This is a genomic window from Micromonospora qiuiae, from assembly GCF_016863555.1.
Taxonomy (GTDB): domain Bacteria; phylum Actinomycetota; class Actinomycetes; order Mycobacteriales; family Micromonosporaceae; genus Micromonospora; species Micromonospora qiuiae.
This window is the reverse complement of the sequence record NZ_BOPC01000039.1, coordinates 35,949-50,022: the sequence shown is the minus strand read 5'-3', so window position 1 is coordinate 50,022 and position 14,074 is coordinate 35,949. Positions and strand designations below refer to the sequence as shown.

The 14,074-nt window shown below is 70.8% G+C and carries 8 protein-coding genes; 2 read left to right on the top strand and 6 right to left on the bottom strand.

Annotated elements, in window-relative coordinates; translation table 11 throughout:
- Nucleotides 1-166 precede the first annotated feature (166 nt).
- Nucleotides 167-1,033, top strand: a complete 867-nt coding sequence (locus Vqi01_RS15470) for a N,N-dimethylformamidase beta subunit family domain-containing protein (protein WP_204035495.1) — start codon at nt 167-169, stop codon at nt 1,031-1,033.
- A 64-nt stretch (nt 1,034-1,097) separates the two neighbouring features.
- On the opposite strand, the gene Vqi01_RS15465 is transcribed toward Vqi01_RS15470, so the two are convergent.
- From Vqi01_RS15465 to Vqi01_RS15440, 6 genes are all read right to left on the bottom strand, one after another.
- A complete protein-coding gene (locus Vqi01_RS15465; protein WP_204035494.1) occupies nt 1,098-6,131 on the bottom strand; it encodes a DNA repair ATPase in 5,034 nt (1,677 codons plus the stop codon).
- Nucleotides 6,124-8,145: a flotillin family protein gene (locus Vqi01_RS15460; protein WP_204035493.1), complete on the bottom strand. Its 2,022-nt coding sequence runs from the start codon at nt 8,143-8,145 to the stop codon at nt 6,124-6,126. Before Vqi01_RS15460 ends, Vqi01_RS15465 begins: the two co-directional genes overlap by 8 nt.
- Nucleotides 8,146-8,315: 170 nt before the next feature.
- Nucleotides 8,316-8,948, bottom strand: coding sequence for a hypothetical protein (locus Vqi01_RS15455; RefSeq protein WP_204035492.1), 633 nt, complete (start codon nt 8,946-8,948; stop codon nt 8,316-8,318).
- Between the two features lie 216 nt (nt 8,949-9,164).
- On the bottom strand, nt 9,165-10,415 hold the full coding sequence (gene purD, locus Vqi01_RS15450; protein ID WP_204035491.1) for a phosphoribosylamine--glycine ligase: 1,251 nt from the start codon (nt 10,413-10,415) through the stop codon (nt 9,165-9,167).
- 84 nt (nt 10,416-10,499) lie between these two features.
- Nucleotides 10,500-11,435 carry a type IV toxin-antitoxin system AbiEi family antitoxin domain-containing protein gene (locus Vqi01_RS15445; protein ID WP_204035490.1) on the bottom strand — a complete coding sequence of 312 codons (936 nt, stop codon included), beginning with the start codon at nt 11,433-11,435 and terminating at the stop codon, nt 10,500-10,502.
- A gap of 185 nt (nt 11,436-11,620) precedes the next feature.
- A complete protein-coding gene (locus tag Vqi01_RS15440) occupies nt 11,621-12,910 on the bottom strand; it encodes an adenylosuccinate synthase (RefSeq protein WP_204035489.1) in 1,290 nt (429 codons plus the stop codon).
- Nucleotides 12,911-13,036: 126 nt separating this feature from the next.
- Here Vqi01_RS15440 and Vqi01_RS15435 point away from each other — a divergent pair, with 126 nt between their 5' ends.
- Complete coding sequence (locus Vqi01_RS15435) at nt 13,037-14,035, top strand: diacylglycerol kinase family protein (protein ID WP_204035488.1); 999 nt, start codon at nt 13,037-13,039, stop codon at nt 14,033-14,035.
- Nucleotides 14,036-14,074 lie beyond the last annotated feature (39 nt).

Below are 14,074 nucleotides of genomic sequence, written 5' to 3'. Positions count from 1 at the left end.
GGCACGGTAACCGTTGCTTCTCCACCTCCTGGCGGGCGGTGGCCTCGGGTGCCTCGGCCGGATCCAGAGAGGTGACCTTCGACGAGGCAGGACGGACGCGGACGGCGATGCTATCTTTTATCAGGCGCTGGCCCCGGCGGCTTCGTCGCTTCTCAGGAGTCATCGCATGCCTCGATTGTCCCGACGTGGGGTGCTCGGCCTGCTCGTCGGCAGCGCCTCCGTCTCGTCGCTTGGTGCGGCCGAGCCGGTTTTGCAGGATCGCCGCACCGGGACCCTGATCGAGGTGGAAAACCAGGCTTCCGGTGAGCGGTGGTGGCCGACCCGGAGCCAGCACCGGGCTGCGGACGACCGGCAGCGACAGATTCAGGGGTATGCGTCGGCGACGAGTGTGGCACCCGGCGAGTCCATCGACTTCCACGTCACGGTCAACCCCGCCGGCCGGTACCGGATCTCCATCCACCGGCTCGGTTGGTACCGCGAAACGGCGAACAGCGTCTACTGGCACATCCGGTCACGCCCGGCTGCCGGCGGACAGCCCGATCGGGTGGTCGCCTGCTACCGCACAACTCCTGATCCGGGGCAGGACTCTGCTGGCCCGACCGTCCGGTGGCGCGACATCAAGGCGGCCGAGCAGAAGTTGATCGGAGTGCAGTTCAACGGCATCGTCGACAGCCCGCAGCCGCTGGTGGTCCAAGCAGCGGATCACTGGTTCTGGAAGGGCACCGGAGTGGCCGACGGCGATCGGATTCCCGGTGTGGTCGATGGCGAGGCGGACGGTGTTGACCCACATCGCCCGCACCCGGTCGCCGTAAGCTCCACCGTGCTCAGTGCGTCGCCGTACCAGACCCGCGACGGTCGGCAGAAAGTGCAGAACACTCACCTGTACGAGACGCCGCAGGGTGGGCTCGTCTTCGGCGCCGGCACGCTCGGCTGGACGATGGCGCTCAACCGGTCGGGTCATCGGGACCAGCGGATCGAGCGGGCCACCACGAACATGCTGGACCGGATCATCGCCCGCTCTGAGGGCGCATGATCCAGTCCCGGCGGCCCGGCCCCCGGGCAGGTGTTAAAAGGGGGCCCTTCCTATACACGAGGCGTTAATAAGGTGCCCTTCCTTTCCCGATGGCGGCGGCTACGGTGCTGACGCGATCGGCTAGCAGGCCGAGAGCGCCGACGGCGCGATCCACCGGGTCGTCGCCGGCACCGCCGAGGGCCTTGGAGCGCTGGTAGGCGTCCTTCACCTCGGCCCAGCGGTGGGCCTGCTCCGGGGTCAGCCGGCCGCGCAGCTCGGCGAGCTTGAGCAGGTTCGCCTCGGCACCCGCAGCGAGAGTCTGCGCCTCGCCCAGGTAGTGGTCGTCGATCACCTGCTCGAGTTCCTCGTCGGTGAGCACCGGGACGATCCGCTCGGCCAGCTTGTTCATGTTGCGGTACGACCCCTGTAGCTGGAACGGCGGCTCGGTGCGCGCGTCGTCGGACTGCGCCGCCGAGGCGATGTACGCCTGGTTGTTGGCGAGCACCACCTGCTGCACCCGCAGCAGCTTGCGCAGCACCGACACGATCTGCTCCAGCTCCACCGGCGGGTACGGGTGGGACAGCTGGTCGGGCCGGACGGAGTCGTCGCCGCGCGCCAGCCGGACCAGCAGCTCCAGGTCGGCACGGTCCCGCCCGGACAGCGGCGCCAGCACCGGGTTGGCGGTGAGCGCATTCTCGATGTAGCTGAGCGCGAAGACCTCCTCCCGGCCGGAGAGCACGTCGCCGAGATTCCAGACGTCGGCCCGGTTGGCGAGCATGTCCGGGATCCGGAACCGCCGCCCCGACTCGGTGTACGGGTTGCCGGCCATGCACACCGCGAAGCGCTTGCCACGCAGGTCGTACGTGCGGGTGCGGCCGTCCCAGACGCCTTCCATCCGGCGTTGCCCGTCACAGAGCGAGATGAACTTCTGCAACAGCTCCGGGTTGGTGTGCTGGATGTCGTCGAGGTAGAGCAGGACGTTGTTGCCCAGCTCGAGGGCGAAGGAGATCTTCTCCACCTCCTGCCGGGCGGTGGCGTCGGGTGCCTCGGCCGGGTCCAGCGAGGTGACCTTCGAACCCAGGGCCGGCCCGTTGACCTTGACGAAGACCAGGCCGAGTCGGCTTGCCACGTACTCCATCAGGGTGGTCTTGCCGTAGCCGGGCGGTGAGATCAGCAGCAGCAGGCCGGACTGGTCGACCCGCTTGCCGTCCCCGGTCGCGCCGAGCTGCCGGGCCAGGTTGTCGCCGATCAGCGGCAGATACACCTCGTCGAGCAGCCGGTTGCGGACGAAGGCGTTCATCACCTTCGGGCGGTACTCCTCCAGCCGCAGCCGGTCCCGCTCGGCGTCCACCAGCGCGTTGCGTCGCCGCTGGTAGTCCCGGTACGCGGGGACCAGCTCGGTGCGGAACGACCGGGTGCGGGCCAGCGTCTCGTCCAGCCGTACGGCCAGCGTGGAGCCCTCGATGCGTGGGTGTGCGCCGAGCAGGCCGCCGACGGTCTCCGTCATGGTGGCGGCACTCTCCTGGCGGGGCAGTTCGGCGCCGCACAGCTCGACGGCGATCGCCTCGGGCAGGTCGTACCCGGACAGGTTGCCGTCGTCGGTGGCGAGGAAGGCGGTCAACCACGCCTCCACCAGCTGGTGGCGTCCGGCCAGATCGGCGCCGAGAGCCCGCAGGTCGTCGTCGAATGCGCGGGACGACCGCGACTGCGGGCCGCCGAGCGCCCGACGGAAGCGGTCCAGCAGGGCCCGCGCCCCGCCGCCGGTGACGAACCGCACCGGCGGCGCAGACACCTCCTCGAACAGGTACTCGCCGGCCAGACCGGTCCCGCCGTTTGGCAACGGCAGGCCGGCGTCGCGCAGGAAGGCGTCGACCGCCTCGGCCAGTTGACCGCAGAGTCGGTCGGCGGCGTCCTCGCCCTCCGGGCGGCCGAACCGCTGCCGGGCCCGGGCCAGCGAGGCGGCCCGAGCGCTCCAGGCCGCGCGGGTCGGCTCGTCGGTGCCGTACCGCCAGAACAACTGGGCGGCGGCGCGATCAGCCGGCGGGTAGCGCAGCAGTCCCGCGCCGGCGTGCAGGCGCAGCAGCACCCGCAGGATCTCGGCGGTGTCGTGGTCGTGCACGCCGCGCTCGTATCCCTCGTCGTAGCGGGTCTCGGCGACCCGCCGGACCAGCTCCCGCAGCCCGTCGCCGTCCACCGCCGCCCCGTGCAGCGCGTCCAGGGTGAGGCCGTCGCGGCCCGCCTCGGCGGCGGCCAGGATCGTGGTGGCCAGGTGTTCCGCCCGGTACACCTGAGCTGACTCGGAGACCAGCAGTTGGTCCCAGAAGCGTCGGGTCTGCTGGAACTCCTCGTCTCGAACGGGGGAGCGGTAGTCGGTGCCGGTCACGGCCACCGCCATCCGACCCTCGTGCGGCACCACCGCCACGTCGATCGGCTGGGTGTTCACCGCGAATCGGTGCCGGCCCAGCCGGATCGTCTCGCCGCCGTCGGCGTACAGGTCCAGACGGTCACGCAGGCCGCGCCCGGCCTCCTGGCGAGCGGCCCGGACCCGTCCGTCCAGCTCCTCGGCCCGGACCGCGTCGCCGAGGGTACGCAGCTCCTCGACCACCGTACGCAGCTTGCCCACCATCGGGTCGGCCGCGAAGTAGGTGTTGATCTCGGCCAGCGAGCCCAGCGTGCCGGCCCGCCGCTGCACGCTGACCAGGATCCGGTCGGCCGAGGCGACCAGCCGGTCGGCCCGCCGGGCCCGCTCGTCCAGCAGTGCCTGCTTGCGGCCGGAGAACGCTTCGTAGATGTCGGTACGCCGGGTGGCCAGTTCGGCGAGGAAGTCGTCGAACTCGCCGAACCGGGACTCCAGCTCCTCCACCCGCAGCAGCAGCCGGCCGAGTTGCTCGTCGCAACGCTCGGCGGTGTCCGCCGCCGCCAACGCGCCGGTCACCGCTTGCCCGAGCAGGGCGAACTCGGCGGCGAAGCCGGCCCGCCCCTCCACGGCCGCCAGCTCGCGGCGGCGCTTGTCGAGCACGGCCCGGGCCCGGTTGACCGCGCCGAGCACCTCGCCGACCCGGCCCAGGATGTCGGTACGGACGGTGGCGTCGGCGATGTCCAGCCCGCCCACCACCTCGGTGATGGTCTGCAGGCCCTCGGTGCGGGCGGCCAGCTCCTCGCTGACACTGCCGGACTCGGCCACCGTGCCGATCTCGGCGGACCGCGCGGCGAGCCGCTCCACCTCCTGCTGGTAGCCGGCGAACGCCTCGTCCCGGCGAAGGAACTCCACCGCCCGCCGGCCGGCCACCGCCAGTTCCTCGTCCAACCGGCCGGCCAGCTCGTCGATCCGGTCGTGGTCGACGTAGCGCAGTTCGCGCAGCGTCTCCAGGTGCCCGCGCGCCCGACGCAGGCCACCGAGTTGGGCGACCCAGTCGTCGGCGGTCAGCGGCGCCTCGCCCCGGACCCGGCGGGCCAACGAGGCGATCTGCTCGGCGCTGGCGTCCACTTCGGCCCGCGCCCGCTCGGTGAGCGTACGAACCTTTTCGTGCTCCTCCAGCACGGCGGTGGCGGTGCGGCGAAGCCCGGCCAACGGCGTGGCCAGGTCGCCGAGCTCGTCCTCACCGAGCCAGTGGTAGTGGTCGGCGATCCGGGCACAGGCGGCGATCATGGCCTCGTACACCTCGGCGGTGGCGGTGCCGTCGACCATCCGGGTCACCGAGAGCGCGTCCGAGATGCCGCGTACCAGGTCCGCGTTGCCGACCCGCTCCAACGGCCCGGTCCCCGCCGGCTGCGCGGCAGCGTACGCGTCGGAGACGTACGGCGTCTGCCAGATCTGCATCGGGTGGACCCGGGTCGGCTCCTCGGAAACCGCCCGGAAGACCACCAGCGTGCCGTCGTCGAAGAGCGAGAACCCGTGGCACGGGATCGGCGCCGCCACCTCCTTGCGGATGGCGTTGTACGGCAGCAGCAGCGAACGCCCCTCGGCCCGTGCGTGAAAGACGTAGAGCACGTCCTCGCCGTTCGGCGACCGCACCACCCGCTCGAACTCCAGGTCGGCGACCTCGGTGTCGAAGGTACGCGTGACGCCCGTGGCCAGGTGGTAACCGCCCGGGAAGATGATGCCGTGGTCGTCGGGCAGCCGCTGGCAGGCGACCCCGATGCCGTCGAGCCGGATCACCTCCCGGCTCAGCGTGTTGAAGACCAGGTGCCGCCACTGTGTCTCCTTGTACGGCCGCAGCCGCAACAGGATCAGCGGACCCACCCGGGCCCAGTGCACGTCGGCGTCGGCGAGGCTCTGCAACGGCTCGTCCACCGGCTCGCTGTAGATGCCTTCGCCGACCTCGGTGTTGTTCTCCACCTTGACGGTCAACGTGCCGCCCACCGTCTCGACGAAGACCTCGCCGTCGATGGAGATGTGCGGATGCCGGCCGAGGACGTGGTCCTCGCGGGTGGTCTCGATCCACTCGAAGTCGTGGCTCGGCGGGAAGACGTGGTCCCGCTCGCCCCGGCTGTCCAGGTACTCCGGCACCCCGTCGATGCCGACCTGCCAGCGCAGCACCCGGATGTCCTCGGTGCGCGGCCCGGTCTGGAACACCGCCAACAGCCGGCCGTCCACCCCGCGCAGTTGCAGCAGCCGGGCCTGCCGGTAGTAGCGGTACAGCTCGGAGAAGTCGCGGACGAACTGCGGATGGCGCAGCAGGCCGGGCAGCTCGTCGTGGCCGGCCTCGTCGAACCGGAACGTGTCCGTCTCGTCGCCGGGTTCGTGGACGAACCGGTGCAGCGAGAAGACGTCGTCGACGGTCGTCTCCGGCTTGAGGCCGATGAAGACGTTGTAGCCGAACAGCATCAGCCCGCCGACGGAGACGATGTCCCGGGGCACGCAGTTGTGCTCGGTGCGGATCCGCTCGGTGCTCAGCAGCCGCAGCTGGGTGCTGCCGAAGACCTCCAGCCGGCGGGCGTTGAGCCGCTCCGCCCGGCGGGCCAGCTCGGCGGCCTGCGCGGCGAGGCGCTTGCGCAACACCTCGTAGCTGCCGTCGTCCAGCCCCGGCCGGCCGCTCTCCGACCCGGCGGTGTCCGCCGGTCCGGCGTCACCGGGCGTACGCCCCGCAGCCGCCGGACCGGTGGTCGGCTCACTCACCGGCGCGCTCCCGCGAGCCCGTCAGGGCGGCGACCGGAGTCTCCGCCACGCCCAGGCGCTGCGCGGCCTTCAGCAACTCCTGGAGCTTGCCCTGGTCGGCGCTGCCGGCGCGCATCTGCTGCACCAGGAACGCCGACAGGGTGAGGTTCTGCACGTCGGCGCTGTGCAGCGAGCCGACCATCCGGGTGAGGTCCTCGGTGAAGCTGGCGCTGCCGTCCAGCCACGGCTGGGCCAGGTTCTTCGCCACGTCCGAGTGGGCCACGAAACCGTCCACGCTCTTGCCGAACGAGATCGAGCTGAGCAGCCGGTCGAAGAAGACGCTGTCCCCACCGACGATGTCGATGTTCGCCTTCTCCAGGCCGGTGGCCACCAGCGTCGCCTGCGCCTCGGCGACCTGCCGCTGGGTGTCCAGCCCGGCCAGGCGGACCTCCTTCTCCAGTTCCAGGCGCAGCCGGTACTCCTCGTGCTCCCGGGTCGCGTCGTCCAGCGCGGCCATCGCGGCGGCCTTCTCGGTGAGACCCTCGGCCTCGCCCTTCAGCTTCTCGCGCACCGCGTCGGCGGCGGCCACCGCCTTCTCCCGCTCCACGGCGGCCTCCGCACGGCCGACCTTCTCGATCGCCTCGGCGCTGCGCTCCTGGACCTGCACCTCGGCCAGACCGGCCGCCGCCGACTCGGCCTGGATCCCCTCGGCCAGCCGGATCTTCGCCCGGGTCTCCAGCTCCGCGGCCTGCTGCCGGGCCTCGGCCAGCACCAGTTCCTCGCGGGCCTTGTGCTTCGCCGCCGCCTCGGCGGCCTCCGCCGCCTTGATGTCCTTGACCAGGTTCTCCTGCGCCTCGGCCTCGGCCTGGATGACCAGCGCCTGGCGGGTCCGCTCGGCCTCCTCGACCACCCGCAGCCGCTTGATGTTCTCCTCCTGCTCGGCCACGGTCTTCTCGACCGCGATCCGCTCCCGGACCACCTCGGCGATGGCCCGCTTCTCCGCCTCGACCTCCTTGTCCTTGGAGATCGTGCTCAGCTCGGTCTCCCGGTCCCGGCTGATCACCTCCAGCAGGCGATCCTTCTCGATCCGCTCGGTCTCGATGGCGATGACCCGCTCGCGGTTCTTCTCCGCGACCGCGATCTCCCGAGCCCGGTTCTCGTGCTGGATGCCCAACTGCTCCTCGGTACGGATGTTCGCGGTCTCGGCCCGCAGCCGCTCCTCGGCGCGTACCCGGGTGATCTCGGCTTCCTCGCGGGCCCGCACGGTCTCGATCTCACGGCGCTGCTTGGCCTCGGCGTCCGCCTGCCGCCGCTCCAACTCCAGGATCGCCTCCTTGGCGTCCACGTTCTGGCGGGTGATCTCCTTCTCCTCGCTGCGCCGGAACTCGTTGGTCCGGACGTTCTCCTGTGCGGTCAGCTCGGTGATCTTTCGGATGCCCTGGGCGTCGAGGATGTTGGCCGGGTCGAGCTGCGACATCGGCGTCTGCTCCAGGAAGTCGATCGCCGCGTCCTCCAGGCTGTAGCCGTTGAGGTCGGTGCCGATGACCCGGATGATCTGGTCCCGGAACTCGTCGCGCTTGGTGTAGAGGTCGACGAAGTCGAGCTGCTTGCCGACCGTCTTCAGCGCCTCGGAGAACTTCGCGTTGAACAGCTCCTGCAAGGTCTCACGGTCGCTGGCCCGCGCGGTGCCTATCGCCTGCGCCACCTTGACGACGTCCTCAATGGTCTTGTTGACCCGGACGAAGAAGGTGATCCGGATGTCGGCGCGGATGTTGTCCCGGCAGATCAGGCCCTCGTTACCGGTCCGTTCGATGTCGATCGTCTTGACCGAGATGTCCATGATCTCGGCCTTGTGCAGTACGGGCAGCACGACCGCGCCGGTGAAGGTCACGTCGACCCGCCGGATCTTGGAGATGATCAGCGCCTTGCCCTGCTCGACCTTGCGAAACAACCGACTGACCATGAACACCACGCCGAGCGCGACGAGCAGGACGACGGCGAGGAGTACACCGATTCCGGTGGTGATGACATCCATGACTTGGGCGCGCGGGCGGTGACGGCCGGCGGATGAGCCGCAGGTGCCCGCGCATCCTCCTTTCGAGGTTTCTCGAGGGGCAGCGTGGGGCAGACCGGCCGGTGGGGGTTGATCCGGCTGCCCGGTTGACGTCGGGGTGATCCGCGGGCGGCGCGTCTCACCAGGGGCGGCTACTTGGGGGCATGTCTCAGGGGGTCGAAGGCGGGCCCGGCGGGCATCACCCAGAAGAACTCGCCCTCGGTGTCGTAGTCGTAGATCAGAGCGGAGCTACCGGAGGTCAACTTCTCGTCGCCCGGCTGGCGGATCTGCACCACCGCCGACGAACCGTCCGCGGCGGTCACCTCGGCCTGACCAAAGTCGGCGGTGACCGTACCGGTGCGCACCACGCACAATCGGCCGACGAAAGCGTGCCGGGTGGCGTCCGTCTCCGCCGGGAAGAGCCGACCCAGCGGCACCGCGACCAGCCGGGTCACCAGCCACGCGCAGGCTGCGGCGGCCAGCAGGACACCGATCGAGACTGCGATCCGGGTGCCGGCACCGAAGCCGACGCCGTCGAGCAGCGCCGTACCGGCGAGGCTGACGAACCACGCCACCGCGACGAGCAGGGAGAAGATGACGGCGCTGGGCACACCACCGAGGCCGAGGCCGGCCAGGACCGCACCCGGTACGCCGTCGACGTCCAGGTCGTCGCCGAGATCCAGCACGCCGGTCAACACCAGCAGCCAGTAGCCGATGACGACCACCAGAAGGAAGCTGAACAGCACGGTGGGAAAGCTCAGCGCCGCGCCGAGGAAGTCGGTCACCGCGTTCTCCTCCCCGTAGCCCGCAGCCCGTGAAGGCCACGATGATCGTGACACGGAGTGTCAACGCCTGATGGTGGCCGATCGGCTGATCCGACCTGGCCTGACCAGCCAAGCCCGCGCATGCCGAGCACCGTCGGCCAGACCTCGGGCTCCTCCCCTTCACCGCCGCACGACCGCGCGTGCGGCGCGTCCGCGCTCATCGCCCTGCGGTGGTGGTCAGGCCGGAAGTACGATCCGGCCGTCGACCGCTACGGCGGCGATGTCCGAGCGGTGGTGCGAGCCGGCCAAGTCGATGCCGCGTACCAACTCGTAGGCGGCGTCGCGGGCGGCGGCCAGGTCGGGGCCGGTGGCCGTACCGCAGAGGACCCGGCCGCCGGCGGAGAGCAACGCGCCGTCGGTGTCCCGGCGCGTGGTGCCGGCGTGGATGACCCCCGGACGCGCCGCGCCGGTGATCACGTCGCCGGTACGCGGCTTCGCCGGGTAGCCCTCGGCGGCGACCACCACGGTCACCGCGGCACCCGCACGCCAACGCAGCGGCGGGTGCTCGGCCAGCGTGCCGGTGGCGGCGGCGTGCAGCAGCCCGGCCAGCGGTGTCTCCAGCAGGGCGAGCACCACCTGGGTCTCCGGGTCGCCGAAGCGGGCGTTGAACTCGATCACCCGGGGGCCGGCCGCAGTGATCGCCAGCCCGACGTAGAGCAGGCCGGCGAAGGGCGTACCGCGGCGGCGCATCTCGGCCAGGGTCGGGTGCACCACATCGCGCATCACCTCGTCGACCAGACCGGGCGGTGCCCAGGGCAGCGGGGCGTACGCGCCCATGCCGCCGGTGTTCGGCCCGGTGTCGCCGTCGCCGACGCGCTTGAAGTCCTGCGCCGGCAGCAGCGGCACCGCCGCCTCGCCGTCGGTCACCACGAAGAGCGAGACCTCGGGGCCGGCGAGGTACTCCTCGACGACCACCCGGCCGCACTCGCGGGCGTGCTCCAGCGCGGCTGCCCTGTGGTCGGTGACGACAACGCCCTTGCCTGCGGCGAGGCCGTCGTTCTTGACCACGTACGGCGGGCCGAACGCGTCGAGCGCCTTACCGACGTCCTCGGTTTCGGTGCAGGTGTGCGCGCGAGCGGTGGGTACGCCGGCGGCGGTCATCACGTCCTTGGCGAACGCCTTGGACCCTTCCAGCCGGGCAGCCTCGGCACCCGGACCGAACACCGCGATCCCCTTGGCCCGGACCGCGTCGGCCACTCCGGCGACCAGCGGCGCCTCCGGCCCGATCACCACCAGGTCGGCCTGCACCTCGACCGCCAGTGCGGCGACAGCGGCCGGATCAACGGCATCCACGGAACGCAGCTCCGCCACCGCGGCGATCCCCGGATTTCCCGGAGCCGCGATCAACTGCTCAACCGCCGGATCCTCGACCAGCCCGAGCGCGAGCGCATGCTCCCGCCCCCCACCACCCAGCAACAGAACACGCACAACCCGGCATACTACCCACCCCCTCTCCGACGCTGTTGATCATGAAGTTATTGCCCCGACACGCCGGGAAGAGTGACAACAACCTCATGATCGACGGCGTTGGGCGGCGCGCATGGCTTGCCGGACGGTCCACGGGATGTAGTCGGGGCGGAGGGTGTCCGACCAGGTGAAGCGGAGAACCGTCCAGCCCGCGTTGAGCATGCGATTCTGCCTGCGGCGGTCAGCGAAGACCGCGTCCGGGGTGCTGTGGACGTCCCGGCCGTCGGCCTCCGCGACGATCCGGTCCCGGCGCCAACCCAGGTCACCGACACCGAGCAGATAGCCGTCGTGGTCACGCACCTCGAGTTGGAGTACGTCGGGTGGCACCTTGCCGTCGACACAGCGCAGCCGGGTACGCGTCTCGAGCGGAGACTGCGCCCGACCGTCCGCCTCGGCCAGATGATTGCGGGCCGCCACCGCACCACGCCGCCCTCGGATGAGTCGTTGTATCTCGGGCAGATCGTCCGCCACGACGAGCCGCTGATTGAGCCCCGAGTCGAGCAGGCACACGGCCGAGTAACGGTCCAGCCGCAGGATCAGGTCAGCGACGGTGCGTACGGGCCCGGTGGCGGGTACGCCGTTGACCTGCACGAGATGCCTCGGATCGATGACCAGTTGATGCAGGACCACCTGGGGATGATCTCGCCGGTTCGGCTTCGCGGCGCAGCTCGGGACCGAGAGATGGATTTCGTCCGTCGGACCAGGCCCGGTCAGCCGATGCAACTCGGCGGCCGTTGACAGGACCGCAGCGGCCGAGGGCCCGAAGGATGCCACCGCCGCCCTGATCTGCGCCCGGCGGGGAACACCATCGTGCAGGTCGGCATCGACCAGGTAGGCGCCTCTGGCCACCGCGCGCCACCGGCCGGCCCGACACAAGCGGTGCACCTCGTGCACGCTGAATCCGGCAGTCCGCGCCTGCTCGAGAGTGACCACGCCGTCCTGGGCGGCGGCCACCCTTCGCACCACCGTCAATGCATCCACGTCGACCGACTGTCCCGGTCCACGGAGATCGACAAAAGCCCCTGTGGATAACCACCCCGGCCCTGTGGATAACCCCACCGGCTCCCGCTGGGCTTCCCGCTGCGTTGATCATGAAGTTATTGCCCCGACACGCCGGAGTGGATGGCAACAACTTCATGATCAACGCGGGATTCAGCCCCGGGGGGTTAGGGGAGGAGAGGGTGGCGGGTTACGTTTTCCTCGCGGCCGGGGCCTACGCCCACCACGGAGACCTGGGTGCCGCAGAGTTCCTCGATGCGGGCGAGGTAGCGTCTCGCGTTCTCGGGCAGCTCAGCCTCGGTGCGGGCCTCGGTGATGTCCTCCCACCAGCCGTCATGCTCCTCGTAGATCGGGGTGGCGTGGTGGAAGTCGGTCTGGGTCATCGGCATCTCGTCGAACCGCTTGCCGTTGATCTCGTACCCGACGCAGATCGGCACCTTCGGCAGCCCGGTGAGCACGTCCAGCTTCGTGATGACCAGGTCGGTGACGCCGTTGAGGCGGCAGGCATACCGGGCCACCACCGCGTCGAACCAGCCGCACCGGCGCTCCCGGCCGGTCGTGGTGCCGTACTCCCGGCCGACCTTGCGCAGGTGCTGACCGTTCTCGTCGAACAGTTCCGTGGGGAACGGTCCCGAGCCGACCCGGGTGGTGTACGCCTTGCTCACCGCGATCACCTTCGTGATGGCGGTGGGCGGGATGCCCGCGCCCACACACGCCCCGCCCGCCGTCGGGTTCGACGAGGTGACGAAGGGGTACGTGCCGTGGTCCATGTCGAGCATGGTGGCCTGAGCGCCCTCCAGCAGCACGGTGTCGCCGCGATCCAGCGCGTCCCAGAGCATCCCCCGGGTCTCCGCGATGTACGGCCGCAGCCGCTCCGCGTACGCCAGGTACTCCTCGATGGTGGCGTCGAGGTCGATCGCCTTGCGGTTGTAGACCTTGAACAGCACCTGGTTCTTCTCGCGCAACGCGAGTTCCAGCTTCTTGCGCAGGATCCCCGGGTCGAGCAGGTCCTGCACCCGGATCCCCATCCGGGCGACCTTGTCGCCGTACGCCGGGCCGATGCCCCGGCCGGTGGTGCCGATCCGCGCGCTGCCGAGGTACCGCTCGACCACCCGGTCCAGCGCCCGGTGGTGCGGCATGATCAGATGCGCGTCCCCGGAGATGCGCAGCCGGGAAACGTCGACCCCGCGCTCGGCCAGCCCGTCGATCTCGGTGAGCAGCACCTTCGGGTCGACCACCACACCGTTCCCGATGACGATCACCGCGTTCGGGGAGAGCGCGCCCGACGGCATCAGGTGCAGAGCGTACTTCTGGCCGTCCGGCGTGATCACCGTGTGGCCGGCGTTGTTGCCGCCGGAATAGCGGACCACGTAGTCGACCCGCTCACCCAGCAGGTCGGTAACCTTGCCCTTGCCCTCGTCGCCCCACTGAGCGCCGAGAAGCACGATCGCTGGCATCTCTTTCGCCTCCAGAAGGCTCGGGTGCCAGATGGCGACCGGTCAGCGAGCCCGGGGTGTCAGGTTAACAAGTAGTGACGGCACGACCGGCAGGGGTCGCGCCGAGAGGCAGGAGGAGCTCTACCCGTGTACGACGTGGTACTGCTCACCCTGGGCTCGGAGCGGAACGCTCCGGGGGCCGGGTGCGGCAGCGGCGGCGCCTGCTGCGGCGGCGCGACCGACACTGCCCAGGGCCCGGAGGAACGCTGCGAGACTCCCCGCGTACCCGTGTTGGCCTGCGCGGATGCCCTGACCGCCCGGGGTGCACGGGTCGAGATGGTGACGGCCCGATCGGACGCCGAGATCGACAAGGTGCTGGCCCGGCTGGACGGCCCGCCCAGGCCGGACGGCCTCACCTGGCCCGATCCGGATGCCAAGACCAGGCTCGTGGTCGCGGTCGCCGGTGACGCACAGTTGCGCGCCGTGCTGCGCCGACTGGTCCGGCGGTACGCGCCACCGCCCAGCCGTCGACCGGCCGACCTGGCCGACAACCGGACCGTGCCGGACCTGCCGCCGGTCGGCGTACTGCCGCTCGATCCGGCGCAGAGCACGGCGCACCGTGACCTCGCCGCGCAGCTCGGGCTGCCGCGTGACCCGGCGGCGGTGGCCGCCGCGGTCCTCGACGGCCCGGTCCGTCGCCTCGATCTGCTGCGCAACGACGGCGGTTCGGTGACCCTGGACGGCGCACTGCTCGGTGCCGCCGCCGAGGACGGACGCCCACTGCACTGGCGCGGCCGGGTGGAGGTGGACGACGCGGTGCTCTCCAACGGCGACGACCCGCTGCTGGCCTGTGCCATCGGTAACGCGGGCGGGTACGCGCAGCTGGACGACGTCGCTCTGCTCACCACGGCCGACCCGACCGACGGTCTGGTCGAGGTGGCGGTGGCCGTACCGGTGGTCACCCGGTCGAGGCTGGGCCGCCGTCGGGTACGCCTGGAGGTGCGCCGCACCCGAGGGCGGGCCGTGTCGGTCCTGCCCCGCGACGAGGTCGCGCTGCCCTATTTGGACGACGGTGTGGAGGGGCAGTTGACCCGCAAGCGGTCCTGGTGGACCGAGCCGGGTGCCTGGGCGGTCTGGACGACCTGAGCCGAACCGACACCGACGGTCGGGTCGGCTGGTGGGCCT